Source organism: Klebsiella sp. 4_1_44FAA (assembly GCF_000238715.1).
Lineage (GTDB): Bacteria > Pseudomonadota > Gammaproteobacteria > Enterobacterales > Enterobacteriaceae > Klebsiella > Klebsiella pneumoniae.
The window spans coordinates 10,036-32,424 of sequence record NZ_JH414810.1 but is presented as its reverse complement, the minus strand read 5'-3'; the positions used below and the strand labels follow the sequence as shown (position 1 = coordinate 32,424).

Sequence of the window (22,389 nt, the reverse complement as noted above, 5' to 3'; positions counted from 1 at the left end):
CCTTCTTCAGGTTAACTTCGTCGCTCCAGTGGTCGAACATCACGTTAAGATCCCAGATAGCCCCCTGCGCGCTTTTGAAGGCCTTGCTGATCTGGAATTCGCCGCCGTTGCTTTCGTTGCCCAGGCGGCCGATCGCCGAGGCGCCGTTATAGGAGCCGTCGACGCCGACATATTTCTGGTCGCCGGTCTGGAAGTGGGCGCCATAGCGGGCGTAGCCGCTGAACTTGAGGCCGAACGGAATGGCCATATCCGGCGAGGCGGCGGTGGTCTGCGGGTTGGTGATCACGTCGACCTTTTTGTCGGCCGCGGCGTCGATTTTTGCCTGGCGTTCGGCCAGCGCTTTATCAACGGCTTTGGCGACGATGGCGTCGATCTGTTCCTGAGTAAATTCTTGCGCCATTACAGAGGTAAGCGGAAAAAACGCGGCGATAACCGCCATGGTGAATGGAAGTTTTTTTATCATTGTCATGAGTTTCTCAATATAGGTTAATTTTATTCAGACAATAACCAGCCTATTCTGAGCTGACAGAATATGTCGCTATCATCAGAACAAGTTATTTTTTATTTTGTACGGGCACAGAGGCATTACACAATTATCGTTACCCTTCCTCCTTCGCTGATATTAAACAGGTGGTCTTTCGCCACTGACAAAAAAAACACAGCACGAACCAATAAACGCTATTTCCCGGCAGCGGATAGACGGCGGAATACATGCCCCCGCGGGAGCATGTCAGCAAAAATTAACCAAAGATATAGGTATTGACGAGATTTTCGAGTAATTCCTGACGCCCGCTCTGAGGCTGCGGATTCAGATTATGCTGCTCAGCGTATCGGGCAATATTATCCAGCGACATCTGCCCGCTCATAATTTTCTGCCCCAGCTCGCCCTGCCAGTCGGCATAGCGTTTTGCCAGACCCTGATCGAGCTTGCCATCCTCAATCATGCGCGCGGCCAGCTTGAGGGACAGCGCCATCACGTCCATGGCGCCAATATGGCCATAGAACATGTCGTATTTGTCGGTGCTCTGCCGGCGAACTTTGGCGTCAAAGTTCAGGCCGCCGGTGGTGAATCCCCCGGCTTTGAGGATCTCATACATCACCAGGGTATTTTCTTCCACGCTGTTCGGGAACTGATCGGTATCCCAGCCGAGCTGCGCATCGCCGCGGTTGGCATCAACGGAGCCGAAAATGCCCAGCGCGATGGCGCTGGCGATTTCATGGTGGAAAGAGTGCCCCGCCAGGGTGGCGTGGTTGGCTTCAATGTTCACCTTGATCTCATTTTCCAGACCAAACTGCTTCAGGAAACCATACACCGTCGCGACATCGTAATCGTACTGATGCTTGGTGGGCTCCTGCGGTTTCGGCTCGATAAGCAGCGTGCCGCCAAAGCCAATCTTATGCTTGTGCTCCACCACCATCTGCAGGAAGCGGCCAATCTGCTCACGCTCCTGGCGCAGGTCGGTATTCAGCAGGGACTCGTAACCTTCGCGGCCGCCCCACAGAACATAGTTTTCGCCGCCGAGCTGGTGGGTAGCGTTCATGGCGGTCACCACCTGCGTGGCCGCCCAGGCAAACACCTCCGGATCGGGGTTGGTCGCCGCCCCGGCGCCGTAGCGCGGGTGGGTAAAGCAGTTGGCGGTGCCCCACAGCAGTTTCACGCCGGTTTGCTGCTGTTTCTCCGCCAGCACCTCGGTCATGATGGCGAAATTATGCAAATACTCTTTCAGCGACGCGCCTTCTGGCGAGACGTCGACATCGTGGAAGCAGTAATACGGCACGTTGAGCTTGTAGAAAAATTCAAACGCCACGTCCGCTTTGCGTTTGGCCATTTCCAGCGCATCGCCCGCGGCCTGCCAGGGACGCTCAAACGAGCCGGCGCCAAACATATCCGCGCCATTCCAGCAGAAATTATGCCAGTAACAGGCGGCAAAACGCAGATGATCTGCCATGCGTTTTCCCAGCACGATTTCATCCGGATTATAGTGGCGAAACGCCAGCGGATTATCGGTTTTGGGTCCGGCAAAGCGAACGCGATCAACCTGGTCGAAATAGGTTTGCATGATGAACTCCGAAATTGAGAAACAGGAAAATTAACAACTGTGACACATCGTGTATTCTCATCGTCGGTTGCTCAATTACGTTATTTCACTCGGCGATTGAGAAAATGCTCAAATGTGAGCCATCTCGCAAATAAAACTATTTTAAATATCTCGCTTCGCGCGCGTATAGCGTACACTTCCTGGGGAATTCAGGTATCCATACCAAATTAAAATGCCGGTTTTGTCACAATGCCCGCCTGCCAAAAAATTAGCGGCGGATAACGGTTCAACGCAGGCGATACAGGCCTTTGCTTCGAGGATCACAGAAGTAAAAAAACATAATTACGTAATTTAAAAACGTAATAGATTCTTCCAGGTCAACTGTGTCAGAAAGTGTTTCACCTACACAAAACAAACCGGAGTCTGCTTAGAATGAGTAAAAACATAATGCACAGTCGGCATGATGAATATCATAAATTAACCCGTGGTGAACGAATTGGTTATGGCATGGGCGACTTTGCGCAAAACCTGGTTTTCGGCACAATTGGGGGTTTTCTGGCTTTGCATATGCTGACGGTAAATACTATCAGCACGGCAACGGCAGGCTTTATTTTTCTTTTTGTCCGCATCATTAATGTGTTTTGGGATCCGATGGTCGGAACCTACGTGGATAAACGAACCTCGAAGGCAGGAAAATATCGCCCCTGGCTTTTACGAGCCGGCGTGCCGCTGGTGATCCTGTCGGCATTACTGTTCGCGCCAATCCCCGGAGTGAAAGGTTCGGTGGCTTTCGCCTTTATTATTTATCTGGCGCTGGACCTGGTTTATTCCTTAGTCAATATTCCCTATGGCTCGCTGAATGCCTCGCTGACCCGCGACCCGGAATCGATCGATAAGCTGACCAGTACCCGCATGATGCTGGCCAACAGCGCCAACCTGCTGGTCTATACCCTGTTCCCGATGTTTGTGCAGATGGCGGCGCCGAAAGATCGTAGCCTGAAAGACACCGGCTTTTTCGGCCTTGAGCTGAATCTGGGCAACTATACCGATCCGTCGGCGAACTACGCCTGGTTCGGCGTGTACGCCATCTATATGATCATCGGCGCGGTGGCCCTGTTTATCTGCTACAAATGCACCAAAGAACGCGTTGTCGCGACCGCCGAGCAGACCGCCAACGTCAAAACTACCGACCTTTTCCACGAGCTCAGACATAACCGTCCGCTGGTTATTCTCGGCATGTTCTTTATGCTGGCCTTTACCTTCATGTTCTTCATGAACACCGTTAACGGCTTCTTCAACCAGTTCGTCGTCGGCCACTCCGAATGGATGGGCGCCGTGGGCCTCGTCGCGTCTATTCCCGGCATCGCCTTCCCGGTGTTCTGGCCGAAACTGAAAAAAATCTTTGGTAAAAAAGGCTTCTTCCATCTGTTCCTCGCCATGTTCATCGTCGGCGAACTGCTGACCTACGCCTGGTCCCGCGAAGGGATGCACGACGCCCTGTGGCTGGCCTACATCGCCACCTTTATTAAACAGTGGGGCTTAACCTCCGCCACCGGCTTTATGTGGGCGCTGGTACCGGAAGTTATCGCGTACGGCGAATTAAAATCTGGCAAACGCAATGCCGCCATTATCAATGCCATTATGGGACTCTTCTTCAAGATCGGCTTCACCATCGGCGGCGCGATCCCGCTGTGGCTGCTGGCGGTGTATGGATTTAATGAAAGCGGCGCCGTGCAGAGCGCCAGCGCCATCGATGGGATCATTATGACCGCGGTGTGGATCCCAATCGCGCTGGCCGCTATTTCGATGGTGATCATGCAGGTTTATCCGATCTCCGATAAACATGTTACCGACATCAACCGTCAGCTGGATGAGATCCGCGTGTAGTTAAAAAAAATTATAAATCAGACCGATCCTTAACTTTCCATTTTAAAAGGTGTAATGAAATGTCACTTATTCAAAACCCGATATTACGCGGCTTTAATGCCGACCCCAGTATTATTCGCGTCGAGGATACGTACTATATTGCCAACTCGACGTTTGAGTGGTTCCCGGGCGTGCGTTTACATGAGTCGAAAGACCTGAAAAACTGGAACCTGCTGCCTTCGCCGCTCTCCACTACCACCCTGCTGGACATGAAGGGCAACCCCTCCTCCGGCGGCATTTGGGCGCCGGCGCTCTCCTGGGCCGATGGACAATTCTGGTTGGTGTATACCGATGTGAAGGTCACCGAAGGCGCCTTTAAAGACATGACCAACTACCTGACCACGGCGAAGGATATTCGGGGCCCGTGGAGCGACCCGATCAAGCTGAACGGCGTCGGGTTTGACGCCTCGCTGTTCCATGACGACGATGGCCGGAAATATATCGTCCAGCAAACCTGGGATCACCGGGAGTACCATCACCCCTTCGATGGCATTACCTTAACGGAGCTGGATACCAAGACGCTGAAGTTAATGCCGGAAACCGCGCGCACCATCTACCGCGGCACCGCCGTGGCGCTGGTCGAGGGGCCGCACCTCTATAAACTGAACGGCTACTACTATCTGTTTGCCGCCCAGGGCGGCACCGTGTTTACCCACCAGGAGGTGGTGGCGCGGTCGAAAACCCTCGAGGCCGACAGCTTCGAAACCGAGCCGGGCGACGTGTTCTTAACCAACGTCGATACCCCAGACAGCTACATCCAGAAACAGGGCCATGGCGCGCTGGTCTCCACCCCGGAAGGCGAATGGTATTACGCCTCGCTCTGCGCCCGGCCGTGGAATCGCCCGGGGGAATCCATCTACGACCCGCGCGGCTGGTCAACCCTCGGCCGAGAAACCGCGATCCAGAAAGTGTACTGGGACGACGAGGGCTGGCCGCGTATTGAAGGCGGTCACGGCGGGAAAACCTTCGTCGAAGGGCCGAAAGACGCCATCTTCACCGAAAGCGCCAGCGATAATAGCCAACAGGACGATTTTACGTCGCCAGCGCTCGACCCGAACTGGAATACCCTGCGGGTGCCGTTTACGGCCAAAATGGGCACCACCGGCGACGGCAAATTAACCTTAATCGGCCAGGGTTCGTTAGCCAATACGCATGACCTGTCGCTGATTGCCCGCCGCTGGCAGGCCTTCTATTTTGACGCCGCGGTGAAGGTGAAATTCGAACCCTTCAGCTACCAGCAGATGGCCGGATTAACAAACTACTATAACGACCGCCACTGGAGCTTCGTCTTCCTGACCTGGAATGAAATTAACGGCAAGGTCATCGAAGTCGGCGAAAATAACCGCGGAAAATACACGTCGTACCTGAAAGATAACGCCATCAAGGTGCCGGACGGCGTGGAATACGTCTGGTTCCGGACCAAGGTCCGCAAGCAGACCTACAGCTATGAATACAGCTTCGATGGCGTGTCGTTCACCGAGATCCCGGTCCTGCTGGATGCCGCGGTACTGTCCGATGACTATGTGTTGCAGAGCTACGGCGGGTTCTTTACCGGGGCGTTCGTCGGCCTGGCGGCAGTAGACTACGCCGGGTACGGCACCCAGGCTGAGTTTTATCAGTTCGAGTATCAGGAGCTGGGCGATAGGTTAGCGGCCGATGGCAGCTACAGCTGGGAGGCTGGCGAGACGCGGGATAAGTAAGAGAAAGCTGGCCCACGCTACCGGTGAGGTAGCGTGGGGTTTGTGAACTGTGGGAACGCAACGGTTATGCGCTTCCGATTTTTTCAGGCTTGCGCCGCAGGGGTTTTTAACGACGGGACGTATATTAAGCTTGCGGCTGATATGAATGAAGGCTGCGTAAAAACCAAATAAAACTTGCTCACCCCTCATTTATCACCTGATACAACGGGATCATCGCCGCCCCCCTTGATGCGCTCTGCACTCCCATTGAAGACGCAGCCAACCTCACTCGCGGACGGTTAGGATCGAAACGAGTTTCTAGCCGCTGGTTCAGCTCCTCCACCAGTCGGCTGATAATCGGTTTTGGCATCACTCCACCAAGCACAATTATCTGCGGGTCCACCCACTGTACACAGCCAAACACAGTCTGCTCCACCTGACCTCTACAGCGTTCAAACCAGCTTTCCAGCAGTGGATGCTGCTCGGCGATCAACTCCGGCAGCTGGTTTTCAGTAAACCCTTCGCGATCCAGTGTGGCAAGCAGATCCTTATATGAGGGTCGCGGCGTACCTGATGGAAACGCCATTCCAACTTCACCAGCATTGCAGAACCCGCCGCGCAGCATTTTATGCCCGGAGATAATCCCTGCGCCAATACCGTAGCCAAGATCGATAAAGGTCAGATCGCTGTACGCATTCCATTCACCACTGTATAGCTCACCTACCGCAGCTGCGTTGGCATTATTCTCCACCCACGTCGGCCACGGCAGATTGTCAGCAAATGTCTGCTGTAAATCCGCATCGCGCCAGCTCTCCAAAGAGGGCACGCAGTGGCGTTTGCGTCCATCGGCTTTCAGAAAGCCCGGCACCGCATAGCCAATGCCGAGAATACGCGCGTGCTGGAGCTGGCGCTTTTTCAGCGTCTGCTCCACCAAGGTTTTGATCTGCACGAGTGTGGCGGACAACGGCTGATTTTCAAGGTGCGCTTCGGAAAGTGACAACAACTGGCGACCGCTGAGATCGACGACTGTCATATCGATGAAGCCGGGACTAAACGACAATCCTATGGCACAGCCTCCTCCAGGATTAAGACGCAATGGCAGCGATGGCTGACCGCGCTGGCCGGTATTACGTTCTCCTTCAACCACCAGACCTAAGAACATCAGTTCCCGACACTGCTGGGTGATCGCTCCCGCCGTCAATCCAGACAATCGCGCCAGTTCGGCACGCGTCACCGGCGCGTGCCTGCGGATCAGTTCCAGTAGCAGGCGCTGTGAACCACGAAGTTCAAGGCATTCAGATTGGGAATCCATGGTGTCCTTATTTTTCTAACCCCAGCGCAGGCCAGCTTCTTCAATAAGCCCCTGCAGGTAAGGAATATCGTCGTGGCTGAGCATATCAATCAGCCCCGCCTGCATCCAGCCGATAATCATCGAACGACTGTCGCAGCCGAATTTATAGTCGTACTGCTCCAGCGGAGTCATGCCATTTCTCACTTCATGCAGAAACATCCGTATTCCGAGCCCGGCTTTTTTGTAAGCTCGTAGGTCGCCAATATGGGCGAACTCAAATTCAAAACAGACACATGAGGCGTTTGATTGTTGCACCGCCGCCAATTGGTTATTGTAACGCTCCAGCGTTACCACCTGTAATGCCAGTTGTGGAATTTGTGCCTTCACCTGATTTATTAACACATGATTGAAGCCTAACAACTGGATATGGTTGATGGCTTCCGGTTGCTCGTGAAGTAGCTCGACCAGTACAGAAACAAATTTATCGTGTCGGTTACGCTGTTTCACCTCAACAATCAGCCCCATATCATTTTCCACCGCCCAGCACAATACGTCCGCCAGTAGGGGAATGTGTGTTCCGATAAATGAGGGATGGAATTTCATGCCAAAGTCGCATGCCAGCAATTGAAGGTACGTCATCTCCTCGACAAAGCCATCACCAGAGGACACCCGGTCGATACGGTGATCATGCGTGACGACCAACTGGTTATCCACCGTCAGGTGAACGTCGATTTCAATACAGTGAGTTCCCGCCAGGCGTGCAGCCTCAAATGCTGGAAAGGTATTTTCCGGTGCGCAAGTGGAAAACCCACGGTGACTGTTGGCCAGTACTATTCCCTCTGCCGCCCGATGAAAGTTAAATGCCATCTGTAGCTCCTCATGATGAAAGATGATAGTTAACTTTACTATTTAAATTTAATAAGAAAAGAAAACTCTATCAAAAGACAAAAATCATGCTTAAAACATCTTACTTATCATTGTTTATCATGGTTTTTTTGTTTTAACGATCAACATCACATAAATTTTATATTTAGTATGTAAATTTAAACACCCATTTGATGCAACGGAAAACGAGAGCTTATGTCAAAACTGGTGCTGGAACAGGTAACCAAAACGTTCGGCGAATTCTATGCCGCCAGGGAAATCTCGTTCTGCGCCGAAGAGGGGGAATTCGTGACTCTGCTGGGGCCAAGCGGCTGCGGTAAAACCACCCTGCTGAAGATGATCGGCGGTTTTCATCAGCCGGATAGTGGGCGCATTCTGATTGGCGATAAAACGGTGAACGCGCTGCCGCCGGAAAAGCGCAACACCGCCATGTGCTTTCAGTCCTACGCGCTGTTTCCGCACCTCAACGTGGCGCACAATATCTGTTTCGGCCTGAAACAGAAAAAGGCCACCATCGGCGAACAGCAGGCCCGGCTGGCGGAGGCGCTGAAGCAGGTAGGGCTGGAGAGTCAGCGGCTGAAAATGCCCGGGCAGCTCTCTGGCGGTCAACAGCAGCGCGTGGCGCTGGCGCGGGCGATGATCACCCGTCCAGACGTGATCCTGTTCGACGAACCGCTCTCCAACCTCGATGCCAAGCTGCGCGAGAGCGTGCGTTTTGAAATTAAGGAACTCCAGCGGCTGTATCAGCTCACCTCGATTTACGTCACCCACGACCAGGCGGAAGCGCTGGCGATGTCGGACAAAATCGTGGTGTTGAACGCCGGTAACGTCGAGCAGATCGGCCAGCCGGAGGAGATCTACTACCGCCCAGCCAACCGCTTTGTGGCGGACTTTATCGGCGCGGCCAATATCGATACCGCACAGGTCACGCCCGCAGAGCAGCCGGGCTATTACCGGGTACGCTGCGCCCTCGGTGAGTTTTATGTCTTCTCTGACCGGCCGCCGCGCGCGGAGCACTGCTATATCTGCTGGCGACCAGAAGATGCGCAGTATGTCGGCCAGCCGCAGGCGGGAGACAACCACTTCACCCTGACGCTCGATAAAATGGCCTTTATGGGCAACCTCACCGAAGCCTGGGGCCACAACAACGCCGGACTGTCGGTGCGCCTGCAGCTGATTAAAAAGCCGCCCATTGCCCCCGGCGAGCGCGTTTGCTTCCGTCTGACGGAAAACGCCATCCATTTTCTGGAGCCGGTATCATGAAAAACTGGCGCAACGAGCTATTCGCCTGGCTGTTGATGCTCAGCGGGCTGGGCACCATTCTGCTGCTGATGGGATCCACTTTTTATGTGGTGATCGCCCAGAGTCTGGGCTGGTTTAACCTCGAAGGCGATAGTCATTTCTCTCTAGAGTACTGGCGCAACATGCTGCAGGACGAGGTACTGCAAAGCGCCCTGTTCTACTCCGTAAAAGTATCACTGCTGGGGGCATTCGGTTCGGTAATTTTCGCGTATCCACTAGCGCTGTGGCTACGTAAACCGATGGTCGGTAAAGCAGGGATTATCGCGGTACTGCGTGCGCCGATGTTTATCCCCGGTCTGGTGGCGGCGTTTCTGTTCGTCAATATCGTGGCTTATCACGGCATCATCAACGAGCTGCTGCTGGCGCTGGGCATTATCAGTGAGCCGCTGCGGATGCAGAACGATGATTTCGGCTGGGGTGTCGTTATCCTGCAAATCTGGAAGAACCTGCCCTTAGCCCTGATCCTGGTCGGCGGCGCGGTCAACGCTATTCGTAACGACGTGCTGGACGCCGCCAGCAACCTCGGTGCTAACCGCTGGCGCAGCTTTACCGGCGTCGTGGTGCCGCTGACGCTGCCCGCCGTACAGGTGACGCTGATTCTGGTGTTTATCGGCGCGTTGGGAGATTTCGCCTTCTTCTCAGTGGCCGGGCCGCGCAACACCTACTCGCTGTCACGCCTGATGCAGGCCACCGCCATGGAATACGGCGAGTGGAATAGCGCGGCGGTAATTGCAGTGATCATTATGGTCACGGCGGCCATCTGCACGCTGCTGATCGCCCTGCTTATCACCCCATTCGCAACCCGCAAAGGAGAGCTCAAATGAGCCACACTGCCAATGGTCGTCGGGTGGTGACGATTTCGCTGATCTTTTTCATGGTTGCCAACCTCATCTGGCTGGGAATGCCGTTCGGTATGGCGATCCTTTGGTCGCTGGTTGACGCGGCCCATCCGTGGAGCTACCCGGATATCTTCCCGCCGGTGTTGTCGTTCAGCCGCTGGCTGCTGGTATGGGAAAAAACCTCGCTTGCAGAGGCGCTATTGAACAGCTACACCATCGCACCTACGGTAGCGGTCGCCAGCCTTCTGCTGTCGCTCCCCACCGCGTATGCCTTCGGGCGCATGACCTTTCGTGGTAAGGCGGTGGCGGAGATGCTGACGCTGATCCCACTGGTGATGCCGGGAATGCTGATCGGGATTTTCTTCAGCGCCATGCTGCTCAATCTCAATATCGACAACGCTTTTATCAGCATTGTTATCGGCCATACGGTACTGACGCTACCCTATTCGATTCGCATTATGTCGGCAGGGTTTAAGGCTGTACCGCAGGATCTGATCGATGCCAGTCGTGACTTAGGCTCTGGTGTGTGGGGCACTTTCAGCAACGCCTACCTGCCGCTGCTGAAACCGAGCTTGCTGGCGGCGCTGATTTTTTGTCTGGTGCGAAGCCTTGAGGAATTCAGCATCTCATACGTACTGGGCGCACCGGATTTTATCACCGTCCCGACCATTCTTTACTCTTTCCTTGGCTACTCCTTCGTCCGCCCGGATGCGGCAGTGGTGTCGATGATTCTGGTGATCCCCAACGTCATCCTGATGGCTATCATCGAGAAGTTGCTGAAAGGGAATTATCTGTCGCAGTCAACGGGGAAAGCCTGACCTTTTACAGGAGATAATGTGATGAAAAAAGCAGTGATAATTATGGCGGGCGGCCTGCTGTGCAGTTCTCTGACAATGGCGGCTGAGAAGGCCGACTGGGATAAAGTACTGGAACAAGCAAAACAAGAAGGCAACGTGACTTTTCATGTCTGGTACCTGCAATCACAGTGGCGAATTTTCGTGCAGGAATTTGAAAAACAATACGGCATTAAAGTACGTATTCCGGAAGGCAGACTCGACGGCAATGTTAATAAGTTGCTGGCGGAAGCGGGCAAAAAGAAAGGCAGACTCGACGTTATCGCCATGTCTGTAACACAGTTGCCGGTGATGATGGGATTGAAAGCGCTAGCAAAGATTGACGATTTACCTGGCTATGATGACGCCGTTCATCAGATTCAGAACGTCGATACTCAGGGTTATGCCGTGGCGTTCTGGGGTAATCAGACCGGTTTTGCCTATGATCCGAAACAGATTGGCAATCAGGCACTGCCGCAGACACTGGATCAATTACAAAGCTTTATTAACGCAAATCCAAAGAGGTTCGGCTATAACGACCCAAATAACGGTGGCGCGGGGGAAGCTTTTATCCAGAGAATCGTCACCATTACGGGCGGTGATTTTAACAGCAAAACGGACAGCATTGACCCAACGGTAGTGAAACGCTGGCAGAAAGGATGGCTGTGGTTTGCCGCTAACCGCGACAACATAACACTGACAGCCTCCGGCGCTGACAGCCTGACTCGCCTGAACGATGGCGAGTTGATGCTGATTCCCATCTGGGAAGACCATCTAGTTGGGCTGCAAAAAACTGGAGCCATTACCCCAAGGCTGAAATTTTACGTGCCGGAGTTTGGGATGCCCGGTGGCGGCAACATCGCGGCGATTGCCGCCAACAGCCCACATCCGGCGGCATCACGGCTGTTCCTAAACTGGCTGATCCTGCCATCAACCCAGAAGGCAATGAATCAAGCGTTTGGTTCAACTCCCCTGAAGAAACTGAGCGGTCCGGACACCGCAGTACAATTTTACGGTAAAGCCTACAGCAGACAGCTTAGGAGAGTCTTCGTCCATGAAGTTATGACGCAGTAAACCCTAAGTATTGATTCTGAAGAGTAAGCGCAGGAAAGACATCGCACGAAGGTTTCTGTTCAGGAACTCATAACCTCAGACATAAATCATCACAAGCAATTGATTTAAAAATTAAATTATAATTATGACACTATATCATTCCCCTACCAAGCTTAACTTTACTGGTATAACACGCTGGACTGCGGTACTGCTGAGTTTATCGCCATCGCGCCGCATCCCCCCCCAATCATCATGGCCCATCTACATCTTATCAACGATGAGACTAGCCCAATCGGGAGGATTGATATGAACTCGAAGCTAACGTCGCAGGTCGTTCAATCTCACCTGATGCAAAGCTGTTTTGACCAGCAATCTTCATCTGCCGAGGGTTGTGCCCGCCCGTCAAAGGAAACCGCGATGATCGTGACGCTGGACCAACTCCGTCCTTACGAGTTCAATCCCAGGGTTATGCGCAACCCCAACTATGACGATATCAAAGCGTCGATCCGCCAGCGCGGTCTGGACACGCCGCCACCTATCACCCGTCGCCCCGATCAGGACTATTACATCATTGCCAACGGCGGTAATACCCGCTTGTCAATCCTCAATGAGCTATGGCAAGAAACTCATGATGAGCGGTTTTGGCGTATTCATTGCCTTTACCGACCGTGGGGTGGGACGTCTAAACAGCTTATGCATGGAGAACTGCGATGTCTGATCGGTCATCTGGCAGAGAACGATCTTCACGGTAAATTGAGTTTTATTGAGCGGGCGCTGGGGATCAGTAAAGCGCGAGAGTTGTACCAGCACGTTGAGCAATATCAACTCTCGCAGCGGGAACTGGCGGAACGCCTGAGGAAAGATGGCTACCCGATCAACCAGTCACAAATCAGCCGCATGGAACAGACTCTGGAATATCTGCACCCCTATATTCCTCAAGTACTGTATGCCGGGCTGGGGCGTCCACAGATAGAAAAACTACTTTCCATGCGGACTGCGGCGCTACGAATCTGGGAACAACATGCCACCGATGATTTGGGTTCATTTGAAAATATCTTTTCCTCGGCGCTATCGCTGTTCAATGATCAGCCTGAAGAGTTCTGCTTCGAACTTGTACAGGATGAGCTATTAGGACTACTGAGTCAGGCGCTGAACGTTGATTACAATCTGCTGATGCTGGATCTGGATCCTTCCGAGCAGAAGCGCCTGGCCTTACTCGGCCCCACTCAGGAATCGCCGCTTTATATACAGAAAGAGGCCTCCGCAGCACGTTCTACTGTATACAGACGTAAACCGAGTTCCAAAAGAAAAACGGTTCTCTCTGCGCCAGACTCGCCTCTGGGTTCCACACTAATGTGTGAAAGCAACGATCCCATCATGGATATCTGGTGTATTTCACCCCTAATTGATTCAACCCAGGCATTGCAAGCGCTAAGAAACCAAGTTGCACGAGAACTGGCGGAGTGTTGTGGCATCGACGGTAAGATATTTCCTGATAACAATGTAGACGATGCCGACTATAAACTTAGCGCGATTACAACAGCCCCAGATGTATATTCCCAAACTCAAGCCCGCGCCTGCAGAGCTCTATTGATGACACTCAATGGGGTTCCCCTAACAGCAGATCTGGCCGCTACTCTAGATCCGATACTACTTATCCGACGCGAACAGAATAGATTCGTGTTCAGCGATCAGTTCCTTATTAAAGCATTCCGGTTAATTCGCATCGTTCGTCGGCTTATGGAATTACAACAGGACGCAAAAAATGATACCAACGATTAACCATGCTATTTTGTCACAGGTGGTGCAAGCCATTAAGGCTGGTAACTTACGTTATTGCGAAGCTTTGGGCTTTAATCATGATGAATTAAACAAACTATGTTCCCTTTCCTATGATGAGTTACTATATCTGACAAATACCTCTTCACATTTTCTAAAAGTGACAGTCAACCATGACGTTCTACGCAAAATGCTTGTTCAGGTACAACAGGAGCACAAACTTCAGCAGATTGTGAACCAGGCAGTGCAATTGGGTGGCTCAATCGCCTTGATTAACCACTACTTCGGTATTCCGACGGCCGAAATTAGCGCTCGCCGTCGACTTATGGGGATCAACATTCGCCAGGGGCGCAGCCAGGCTCCAGATGAAGAAGAAGAAATCGCACTCTGGAAACGCTGGCAAGAGGTGAAAGTAGATAATCTTGATTCAATACAAGCGCTGGAAGTCATGATGCAGCTAACTCGGGAACGATCGCTCTCATTAACCGTCGTCTGGAACCTGATCCGGAAGTGGGAAACGCGTTGAATACCACTTTTAGCAGTTCCATAAATGGAAGGATTATCATGATACATGAACTAAGCAAATCGGTTTAGTACCTCTAGCATCTCATCAAATCCAATCAATTCACTACTAATCAATAGGTAAAAGAGTGATGCCACTGTCATCACAATGCGCATCTAAATCTACAAAAATCGCCATTTCAAATAACCACCCCAGATCTTAAAATGTCTAGCCATTTCGCATCCAGAATTTACGATATTTACAAAGCGCCACATTGAAACACCCCGGATAATCAATCTCCATGTTATCTCTCATATCTATAGTAAGGTTGTATATAAAGATGAGATCAACGGCAGCACATGAGGCTGCTACTATTTATTTTTCATGTCAGAAGAACGACCTTTCCTTGTAGATTAAAAAACCGAAAATACCGCATTCCCATACCGAGAGACACCATAACGGGCTCTACTGGTTAATTATTCAAATTGAGAAATCAATTTCATAATGTAAAACCCTGCTTGTTTTCATAAAGTAGTTGCTGAGTTAACCAGCTTATTAATCCGATGGGGATGTTTATAAAATGGATGGCATTCAATGTACTTTCTTTTATGTTCCTCACGAATATTTATAAGCTTACTTGTCTGTACCTATAGAATTCCCCTATACATCCAATATGCTAAAGGTTTTGTTATGAACAGAAAAAAAATCTTTTTTCTGCTACCTGCCCTTTTTCTTGCTTTTCAGCAGTCAGCGCAGGCCGCCCATGCAGATTATGAAAATAAAGACTTCCCTTTATCAAACTGTGACTCCTTGACGATAAAGCAGAAGAAAACAGATTGCTATGTCGATTATGCTGTGAGCCATCATTTTTTTACTGGGGGAAATTCATTTATGGTGTTAATGGTTCCGGCCCAATTGAAGATGGTTTTGCCAAAGCGTATCAGACAAGTCCGAACGAAGAAAAAATTGCTAACAGTTATGCTGCCGCCCAAATACGCAACAAACACGTTAAAGAAGGAATTGCTCTTTATCAGGAAAATTTCAAAAAATTTGGCGATTTTGACTCAGGTTATAATGCGCTGGTTTATCTACGCGCTTTAGCTAAAACTCCAGAGGAACGTCAGCAGGCAACCGGGAAACTACACCAACAATTACAACAACATTTCCCTAACCAAACGGCAAAGTATGACGCTATCCTCGATGCAGCAGACAAGGTGCTTCAGGACACCAATATCATTCATTTCGATATGCCTAAGGTGGCCCATCCGGGGCGCTATCATGCAATTGTCGTTCTGGGTTATCAACTTGATAAAGAAGGAAATCCACAGGAACCGCTAAAAGGTATTATGGCGCAAGCGCTAAAAGTGGCCAAAGAGTATCCAGACTCAAAAATTATCGTTACCGGCGGCGTACCCCGCAATAATCGTGTTGAAGCGGAAGTGATGTGGAAATACTTTACCGAAAATGGAATCGCTCCATCACGCATCATACCTGAGGTGCTCTCTTACGACACCGTACAGAACGCTAATTACACAGCGATGATCATGCGTAATTTCAATATACGGGAGGCGACGATCGTGACCCGAGCAGGTCATATCCGCAGAGGTACGGTACTAATGAATAATGCGCTAAAACTGTATGTTCCATGGCAGGTAAATTTGACATCAATGGCATGGAAAGACAGTAATTTCGCCACAGAGGACGACGCAAAAAAACCGCCAAAACTCGGTAGCGGCGATTACCGCTCCACCTATCGGGATGTATTACGGCTTTACCGTCAGGAATATCCAGGCTTCGCCATGTGATAAAACAAATCAAGGATATAGATTATGCAGAAGCGTATTATTGCAGGATTAATCACAGGTTTAATTACAGCGAATAGCCAAGCCGTTACCCTTTATGAAAATAAAGAACAAGGAGCCAAGCTTGATCTTACTGGTTCGTTACGCATGATGTTAGAAAATAGTTCTAAACGCGGCAGGACAGATGGCGATAGCGATTCAAAATTAAAAGATCAGGGTACACGTATCGGGCTGAAGTTTAAACGTGGTCTGGGCGATCAGTTCGAGAGCGACAGCTGGATGAAGAATCTGAGCGCCATCGCCTATTTCGAATATGGCGGAGATACTCAGGCAGCAGAAGATAATTTTCATTTTGACAACAGACAATCTTATGGGGGGCTGAGTTACAAAGGTATTGGTGAACTAGATTTTGGTAGAGTGAAATCCCCCTTCGATTATGTTCATCAGTCTGATTATAGCTATGAATATGGCAGCAGCGGGGCACTTTATTTTGGCGGAGGGAAAATAGCTCGTGTTGGTGGCGGAGATAATAATTTTATCAAGCGAGAATCCAATACTATACGTTTTATGTCTGAACGCTGGCATGGTCTAAAAGTGGCAACATCCTATACCATGCAGACTGGAACAAATATCAATGATATCGATAACGCTTGGGCGATGGCGCTACTTTACGACTCACCCTGGGATCTGACATTAAATGCCGGTATCGCCCAACAGACTACCAATGGTTCAACCGATGCCAACGTCAAAAGCGGGTACACAGACGTGAAAGCGGACAAAGAAAATATATGGGGTATAGGGATGAAGTACAACATCCCACAAATTAATCTCTCACTGGCTCTGGACTATGGTGGTTATCAAATCAAGAACGGTAATAAAGGTAGCGGCAAAGGTTATACCGCTTATCAGGACACCATCAATGTCGATCTTTTCGGAGTTGGCGCTAAGTGGACCTGGGATAAATGGGGTATCTACGGAGTCTATGGACTGCGCGATGGCGATGCGGCGGCTGACAATTATCAGGAAACCCGCACTATTTTTGGCACCGATTATACCTTCAACAAACAATTCATCCTGTGGCTGGAGTACTGCAACATGACCGTCGATTCCGATGATGCGGACGATCGGTACAGTGACGACAAAATTGCTCTTGGCGCACGGTATTATTTCTGACAGGAGAATCATGATGAAAGCTTACACGCTAAGTCTTATTGCACTGGCGCTAACCTCTTCACTGGCGCAAGCCGCAACAGCCGATCTGGTGCTGGATAAAGTCGTAACGCTGAACCGCCATGGTATCCGCCCACAGATGGATACGGCAAAAATCCAGGCAATGTCGCCAGAAACTTTCCCCCATTTTCAGGGCAAAGATGGCGAGCTGACCATGCACGGCTACGCTGCCGTCACACGCATGGGAGATTATTTGCGGGATTACCTGCAGCAACGCCAGTTCCTTAAAAAAGATAGCTGCCTCAATGCCGACGATATTTTTGTCCGCACCAGCGCCAAACAGCGCACCCGTATGACAGCTTACGCCCTGATCGATACACTGTTTCCCGGATGTGGCGTCAAAGTCAGCTCACCCGCCAGCAAAAAAGATACACTGTTTAAACCCATTGATAATGGCGTCGCTCCGCTAGATGTCGCCAGGGCCAGCAACAGCGTCTTACAAAAGATGGGTGGCAGCCTGGAGGCGGCAAAACAGCGTTATGCCGGTGACATAGCAGCGATGCAAAAAATCGTTGACCCCAACTGTAAAGGTGATCAATGCACCTACTCCAGCGGTGAATGGTCGATTAAGAACCTGAAGGATCGCAATATTGAGCTGGAAGGGCCTCTATTCTGGGGTAACGAGTTGGGTGAAACCTTCCGCCTGCAATATGCCGAAGGACTGCCACTGGAACAGGTTGCGTTTGGCCACGTCAAAAATACTGACGACCTGACACGGCTCAACAAACTGCATCAGATTAAGTTCGATCTAATACTTCATGACCCGTATATCGCCGCCCGCGCTGGCTCACAACTACTGAGCCAGATCCTCTATACGCTGGAAAAGGGGTCTGGTTTCCACGACCCCAACGCCAGCCCAGAGATTGCCGCCAGCGCGCCGGATGCACGGATGGTCATGTATTTCGGCCATGACTCCAACCTGACGCCACTGCAAACCCTGCTCAATGTCTCCTGGCATCTGAAGGGCTACCCGAAAGATGATACGCCGCCCGGAAGCACGCTGATGTTTGAACGTTATCGGGATAGCAAAACGCATCAGACGTATATAGGCCTTACCTTTATGACGCAAAGCCTGGATCAAATGCGTCGGCTGGAGCCGCTAAATGTGAAGAATCCACCGCTGCAACAAAAGCTTAATCTGCACTGTAAAAACAGTCCGGACGGCTGGCTGTGCCCGATAGATGAATTTGCCGCGCAGATTAATAGCCGTCTCGATAAGACTGCGATGATTGCGCAGAACTACGCGGAATAGATTTCTCCTAAGTGGTTAATGCCAGAGTACCATAAATACTTCGAGTTAGTTTGAGATGTATCGATTTAATGTGACAGTCAATACACCTACAACCAGAAGTATGGTTGGTATAGCCACTGCTTTTCTTACTTTGGATCCTCATTGGCCTGCTTTGCAGGCCTTTTTTCATACTCACCACCACTGGGACCTAAAACGAGGCACTATTCTGACTGTGTTCAAAGAACATGTCTCAAGCAGTCAGTAACCATTCAACGGGCCGAAGCCGGACCGTCATCTCTTCCAGGATAAATTCCGTTCCTGTCGCAAGCGTGGCCGCTAACCCGACGATGGCTTTTGAAGGATACCGACGCCCCTCAAACTCGATCTCATACAGACGCGCGCTTTTAAACTGATGCGCAACGCCTGCATCGTAAGCGCGAATGGCGGCGATGATGCATTCCCTGGATAAATGGTCCGGTAGTTTTTTCATAAGACATAGCTATCTGATGGCGCGAAGCTTGAGTATAAATAGAAAGCTATGGGCTTTTCGAACAAATAAATAGCAGTGATAGTTAAATCGCGATCCACGTAAACCGCCGCATCTGGTGGGTTGATCGGCAAGGATTTTGCGAGCATCATCGCATTTATTATTGAACGCAAGATCATTCGGCTGTTTGCGCAGGGGATTAACTACCAGGACATTAGCCGAGAGTTCGAAGATTTATATGCTTTCAGCATGTCAACCGCCACCATCAGTGTAGTACGATAAAGTTATCCCTGAACTAAAACAGTGGCAACAGCACCCGCTGGAAAAGGTTTACCCCTTCGTCTGGCTGAACGTATTCACTATAAAGTCCGTGAGAATGGCCGCTATCAGAGCAAAACGGTTTATACCGTTATGGCGCTGAATCTGGCAGGCAAGAAAGAAACTCTGGGCCGGTATCTATCAGAAAGTAAAGGCGCTAACTTCTGGCTGTCTATATTAAGCGACCTGCAAAACTGGGGCATTGAAGACATCCTGATCGCCTGCGTGGGCGGGCTGACCGGCTTCCCGGAGGCGATAAACAACATTTATCCGCAGACAGAGGTTCAGTTGTGCGTCATTCACCAAATCAGTAACTCGATTAAATACGTGGCCTCAAATGACCATAAAGCTTTTATGGCTGATCTGAAACCGGTATATCGCGCGGGGTCGAAAGAAGCCGCAGAAACGGTGCTGGATGAGCTGGAAGCGAAATGGGATCAGCAGTATCCAGTGTTGCTCAAGTCGTGACGACGCAAGTGGGAAAATCTGTCAGCATACAATAGAATTTAAGAAACACGGAGTCAGTAAAATACTGTACGTGAAAAGTGATGCGGAAAGTTAAAACCTCGGTGCAACGACTAAACTCATTGATAAGTTTTTTACTGCGATAATCGATAGTTTTGCAGACTATAGGCGTGCGAATGAATAGTCACCTAAAGGCTGGCAGGCAATAATTAACAATGCTGTAACAGTTATATGGCTTTCAGGCAGCGTATTATTATACGCTGCCTTTTTCAACTTGCCGTAATAAAGCATGTTTTTGGATAACGATTAAAAAGTGAATAATTGTAAACAGCTTCATTTTTGTAATATGAGTTAGGATAGAAGTTGACTTCTTTGCCAAGCAGAGATGCTAAAATTGCCACATGCAGCCTGTCGGTATTGACAACTTTATACTCTTCAAGAAAGTTTATCATGCAACGGGTAGAATTACGCGCCAGAAATTCATTATCCCAATAATCGCCATTCCAGGTGAGCGAAATATCATGATTGTTTTCTTTGTAGTCTCCAGTTAGAGATTCGGAGTCCGTTCTGAAGCAGTTGGCCTGTTTTTTATAGACGGGTTTAAGTGACAGGTATTTATTAAGATCGAGATAAAATGCCATATCATCAGTAATGAATACGTTCTTGTTTGGTTCGTAGTTGAGAGATTTAATATAATCGAAGGTGATATTTTCTCGACAAAAAACAACAAACTTATCAATATTGTTGATGAATAAATCGCTATACCCTCTGATTGTCGACGGCATTATTATTACTTTATGAAACTTCCCAATATTATTCTGGATAAAGTCATGACCTTCAGAATACAATCCTTCTATCAGGTTTCCTCCGCCTCCAAAAATTAAAATATCAGTTTCAGAACTGTAGCGCTCGCCATCTCTGTAAGGGATATAGGTAAGAGCATTTCGTTCAAAAAAAGTCATACGTCGCAGATGCAATTACACCATCACCAGCATTACCAAGGTTTGCCTTATAGACAAATCGATGAGATAGATGATAAGATTTTAGAAGCAAATCAAATTTTAACTTCATATTGGTCATTTTTTATCCTGTTTAACAGAAGCTACCGACTGCTATCTTACACTACTTCAATTCACTAATATCATAGAAAAGTCTAGGTTACAAAGGAAGGGTTACAATGAAGAAAATTCTTATAATGACGCCGGACATTGAGGGGCCTGTCCGTAACGGCGGTATTGGTACTGCTTTCACTGCCCTTGCCACTACTTTGGCAAAAAAGGGGTATGATGTTGATGTATTGTATACATGTGGCGACTATTCTGAATCATCTGTATCGAAATTTAGCGACTGGTCACGTATTTATAGTACCTTTGGTATCAATCTGCTAAGAACCGGACTGATAAAAGAGATTAATATTGATGCACCGTATTTTAGAAGGAAAAGTTATTCAATTTATCTCTGGTTGAAAGAAAATAACACCTATGACACTGTTATTTCTTGTGAGTGGCAGGCAGATCTTTATTACACTTTATTAAGCAAAAAGAATGGAACGGATTTTGAAAATACAAAGTTCATTGTAAATACTCACAGTTCAACGTTATGGGCTGATGAAGGTAATTACCAGCTTCCATATGATCAGAACCATCTTGAACTCTATTATATGGAGAAAATGGTGGTTGAAATGGCGGATGAAGTTGTTAGTCCGTCTCAGTATTTAATTGATTGGATGTTGAGTAAGCACTGGAATGTTCCTGAAGAACGTCATGTAATTTTAAATTGCGAGCCATTTCAAGGGTTTGTGACGAGAGATGATGTTACAGTTAAAATAAATGAAAAGCCAGCTTCTGGCGTTGAGCTTGTATTTTTCGGCCGCCTTGAAACCCGTAAAGGACTTGACATATTCCTGCGTGCATTAAGAAAACTATCTGATGAAGATAAAGAGAGCATTTCTGGAGTAACCTTCCTCGGAAAAAATGTCACTATGGGGAAAACTGATTCATTTACTTATATTATGAATCAGACTAAAAATTTGGGACTCGCAGTTAATGTCATCAGCGACTATGATCGTACCAACGCTAATGAATATATAAAAAGAAAAAATGTATTAGTCATCATTCCATCACTTGTAGAAAACTCACCCTATACTGTTTATGAATGCTTGATTAATAACGTTAATTTTCTCGCTTCAAACGTTGGTGGAATTCCAGAGCTTATTCCGCAGGAGCATCATGCGGAAGTTCTATTTATTCCTACACCTGTCGATTTATACGGAAAAATCCACTATCGCTTAAAAAATATAAATATAAAACCAGGGCTTGCTGAATCACAAGACAATATTAAAGAAGCTTGGTTTGTCGCAGTTGAACGAAAAAACAACCGCACATTCAAGAAAATCGATGAAGCTAACAGCCCGTTAGTTAGGGAAGGTGCGAACAAGTCCCTGATATGAGATCATGTTTGTCATCTGGAGCCATGGAACAGGGTTCATCATGAGTCATCAACTTACCTTCGCCGACAGTGAATTCAGCAGTAAGCGCCGTCAGACCAGAAAAGAGATTTTCTTGTCCCGCATGGAGCAGATTCTGCCATGGCAAAACATGGTGGAAGTCATCGAGCCGTTTTACCCCAAGGCTGGTAATGGCCGGCGACCTTATCCGCTGGAAACCATGCTACGCATTCACTGCATGCAGCATTGGTACAACCTGAGCGATGGCGCGATGGAAGATGC

Annotated in this window: 16 protein-coding genes and 4 pseudogenes; 14 read left to right on the top strand and 6 right to left on the bottom strand. The window is 49.3% G+C overall.

Annotation, left to right across the window (positions count from 1 at the left end):
- Together HMPREF1024_RS01745 and xylA are read right to left on the bottom strand one after the other, a co-directional pair.
- Window positions 1-469 (bottom strand): carbohydrate porin (locus tag HMPREF1024_RS01745; RefSeq protein ID WP_009309835.1); only part of this gene is annotated, 469 nt, incomplete at its 3' end.
- 271 nt (window positions 470-740) lie between these two features.
- Complete coding sequence (gene xylA, locus HMPREF1024_RS01750; protein ID WP_009309834.1) at window positions 741-2,060, bottom strand: xylose isomerase; 1,320 nt, start codon at window positions 2,058-2,060, stop codon at window positions 741-743.
- A gap of 426 nt (window positions 2,061-2,486) precedes the next feature.
- Between xylA and HMPREF1024_RS01755 the strand changes: the two genes are divergently transcribed.
- Window positions 2,487-3,926: an MFS transporter gene (locus HMPREF1024_RS01755; RefSeq protein WP_072157864.1), complete on the top strand. Its 1,440-nt coding sequence runs from the start codon at window positions 2,487-2,489 to the stop codon at window positions 3,924-3,926.
- A gap of 59 nt (window positions 3,927-3,985) precedes the next feature.
- Window positions 3,986-5,665 (top strand): glycoside hydrolase family 43 protein, encoded by a 1,680-nt coding sequence (locus tag HMPREF1024_RS01760; protein ID WP_009309833.1) that lies wholly within the window; start codon window positions 3,986-3,988, stop codon window positions 5,663-5,665.
- Window positions 5,666-5,843: 178 nt separating this feature from the next.
- Here the strand turns inward: HMPREF1024_RS01760 and HMPREF1024_RS01765 are convergent, their stop codons facing one another.
- Both HMPREF1024_RS01765 and HMPREF1024_RS01770 read right to left on the bottom strand, forming a co-directional pair.
- Entirely contained in the window at window positions 5,844-6,956 is a 1,113-nt protein-coding gene (locus HMPREF1024_RS01765) for an ROK family transcriptional regulator (protein WP_004222324.1), read from the bottom strand.
- 15 nt (window positions 6,957-6,971) lie between these two features.
- Window positions 6,972-7,802 (bottom strand): glycerophosphodiester phosphodiesterase family protein, encoded by an 831-nt coding sequence (locus HMPREF1024_RS01770; RefSeq protein WP_009309832.1) that lies wholly within the window; start codon window positions 7,800-7,802, stop codon window positions 6,972-6,974.
- 213 nt (window positions 7,803-8,015) lie between these two features.
- On the opposite strand from HMPREF1024_RS01770, the gene HMPREF1024_RS01775 reads away from it, so the two are divergent.
- The 9 genes from HMPREF1024_RS01775 to HMPREF1024_RS01815 all read left to right on the top strand — a co-directional run bounded on the left by HMPREF1024_RS01775 (window position 8,016) and on the right by HMPREF1024_RS01815 (window position 18,412).
- Window positions 8,016-9,083, top strand: coding sequence for an ABC transporter ATP-binding protein (locus HMPREF1024_RS01775; RefSeq protein WP_009309831.1), 1,068 nt, complete (start codon window positions 8,016-8,018; stop codon window positions 9,081-9,083).
- Window positions 9,080-9,946: an ABC transporter permease gene (locus HMPREF1024_RS01780; RefSeq protein ID WP_004222316.1), complete on the top strand. Its 867-nt coding sequence runs from the start codon at window positions 9,080-9,082 to the stop codon at window positions 9,944-9,946. The genes HMPREF1024_RS01775 and HMPREF1024_RS01780 overlap by 4 nt, the downstream gene beginning before the upstream one ends.
- Complete coding sequence (locus HMPREF1024_RS01785; protein WP_009309830.1) at window positions 9,943-10,779, top strand: ABC transporter permease; 837 nt, start codon at window positions 9,943-9,945, stop codon at window positions 10,777-10,779. The genes HMPREF1024_RS01780 and HMPREF1024_RS01785 overlap by 4 nt, the downstream gene beginning before the upstream one ends.
- 21 nt (window positions 10,780-10,800) lie before the next feature.
- The gene (locus HMPREF1024_RS01790; protein ID WP_009309829.1) at window positions 10,801-11,868 is read left to right on the top strand and encodes an extracellular solute-binding protein; all 1,068 of its coding nucleotides are present in this window, start codon (window positions 10,801-10,803) and stop codon (window positions 11,866-11,868) included.
- Between the two features lie 285 nt (window positions 11,869-12,153).
- Window positions 12,154-13,629, top strand: coding sequence for a ParB family protein (locus HMPREF1024_RS01795; protein ID WP_009309828.1), 1,476 nt, complete (start codon window positions 12,154-12,156; stop codon window positions 13,627-13,629).
- Window positions 13,613-14,152 (top strand): DUF2857 domain-containing protein, encoded by a 540-nt coding sequence (locus HMPREF1024_RS01800; RefSeq protein WP_004222304.1) that lies wholly within the window; start codon window positions 13,613-13,615, stop codon window positions 14,150-14,152. Before HMPREF1024_RS01795 ends, HMPREF1024_RS01800 begins: the two co-directional genes overlap by 17 nt.
- Before the next feature lie 812 nt (window positions 14,153-14,964).
- Window positions 14,965-15,933, top strand: coding sequence for a YdcF family protein (locus tag HMPREF1024_RS28090; RefSeq protein WP_226060540.1), 969 nt, complete (start codon window positions 14,965-14,967; stop codon window positions 15,931-15,933).
- Between the two features lie 24 nt (window positions 15,934-15,957).
- Complete coding sequence (locus HMPREF1024_RS01810) at window positions 15,958-17,103, top strand: porin (RefSeq protein ID WP_009309825.1); 1,146 nt, start codon at window positions 15,958-15,960, stop codon at window positions 17,101-17,103.
- 13 nt (window positions 17,104-17,116) lie between these two features.
- Window positions 17,117-18,412, top strand: coding sequence for a histidine-type phosphatase (locus tag HMPREF1024_RS01815; RefSeq protein ID WP_004222301.1), 1,296 nt, complete (start codon window positions 17,117-17,119; stop codon window positions 18,410-18,412).
- Between the two features lie 286 nt (window positions 18,413-18,698).
- Here HMPREF1024_RS01815 and HMPREF1024_RS0127670 read toward each other — a convergent pair.
- A pseudogene (locus HMPREF1024_RS0127670) lies at window positions 18,699-18,881 on the bottom strand (HNH endonuclease); the annotation flags it as partial.
- 159 nt (window positions 18,882-19,040) lie between these two features.
- Here HMPREF1024_RS0127670 and HMPREF1024_RS29510 point away from each other — a divergent pair.
- Window positions 19,041-19,734 (top strand): annotated as a pseudogene (locus HMPREF1024_RS29510) (IS256 family transposase); the annotation flags it as partial.
- A 196-nt stretch (window positions 19,735-19,930) separates the two neighbouring features.
- On the opposite strand, the pseudogene HMPREF1024_RS01825 reads toward HMPREF1024_RS29510, so the two are convergent.
- Window positions 19,931-20,741: pseudogene (locus tag HMPREF1024_RS01825) on the bottom strand (polysaccharide pyruvyl transferase family protein).
- 97 nt (window positions 20,742-20,838) lie between these two features.
- On the opposite strand from HMPREF1024_RS01825, the pseudogene HMPREF1024_RS01830 reads away from it, so the two are divergent.
- Together HMPREF1024_RS01830 and HMPREF1024_RS01835 are read left to right on the top strand one after the other, a co-directional pair.
- Window positions 20,839-22,080 (top strand): annotated as a pseudogene (locus HMPREF1024_RS01830) (glycosyltransferase family 4 protein); the annotation flags it as partial.
- 70 nt (window positions 22,081-22,150) lie between these two features.
- The coding region (locus HMPREF1024_RS01835; protein ID WP_009309822.1) for an IS5/IS1182 family transposase at window positions 22,151-22,389 on the top strand (239 nt) is incomplete at its 3' end.

What these genes read in the sequence shown, in the direction of transcription:
- HMPREF1024_RS01790 (WP_009309829.1), top strand. Translation starts at nt 10,801, where the DNA reads ATGAAAAAAGCAGTGATAATTATGGCGGGCGGCCTGCTGTGCAGTTCT.
- HMPREF1024_RS01785 (WP_009309830.1), top strand. Translation starts at nt 9,943, where the DNA reads ATGAGCCACACTGCCAATGGTCGTCGGGTGGTGACGATTTCGCTGATC.
- HMPREF1024_RS01770 (WP_009309832.1), bottom strand. Translation starts at nt 7,802, where the DNA reads ATGGCATTTAACTTTCATCGGGCGGCAGAGGGAATAGTACTGGCCAAC.
- HMPREF1024_RS01760 (WP_009309833.1), top strand. Translation starts at nt 3,986, where the DNA reads ATGTCACTTATTCAAAACCCGATATTACGCGGCTTTAATGCCGACCCC.
- HMPREF1024_RS01815 (WP_004222301.1), top strand. Translation starts at nt 17,117, where the DNA reads ATGAAAGCTTACACGCTAAGTCTTATTGCACTGGCGCTAACCTCTTCA.
- HMPREF1024_RS01755 (WP_072157864.1), top strand. Translation starts at nt 2,487, where the DNA reads ATGCACAGTCGGCATGATGAATATCATAAATTAACCCGTGGTGAACGA.
- HMPREF1024_RS01795 (WP_009309828.1), top strand. Translation starts at nt 12,154, where the DNA reads ATGAACTCGAAGCTAACGTCGCAGGTCGTTCAATCTCACCTGATGCAA.
- HMPREF1024_RS01765 (WP_004222324.1), bottom strand. Translation starts at nt 6,956, where the DNA reads ATGGATTCCCAATCTGAATGCCTTGAACTTCGTGGTTCACAGCGCCTG.
- xylA (WP_009309834.1), bottom strand. Translation starts at nt 2,060, where the DNA reads ATGCAAACCTATTTCGACCAGGTTGATCGCGTTCGCTTTGCCGGACCC.
- HMPREF1024_RS01775 (WP_009309831.1), top strand. Translation starts at nt 8,016, where the DNA reads ATGTCAAAACTGGTGCTGGAACAGGTAACCAAAACGTTCGGCGAATTC.
- HMPREF1024_RS01800 (WP_004222304.1), top strand. Translation starts at nt 13,613, where the DNA reads ATGATACCAACGATTAACCATGCTATTTTGTCACAGGTGGTGCAAGCC.
- HMPREF1024_RS01780 (WP_004222316.1), top strand. Translation starts at nt 9,080, where the DNA reads ATGAAAAACTGGCGCAACGAGCTATTCGCCTGGCTGTTGATGCTCAGC.
- HMPREF1024_RS01810 (WP_009309825.1), top strand. Translation starts at nt 15,958, where the DNA reads ATGCAGAAGCGTATTATTGCAGGATTAATCACAGGTTTAATTACAGCG.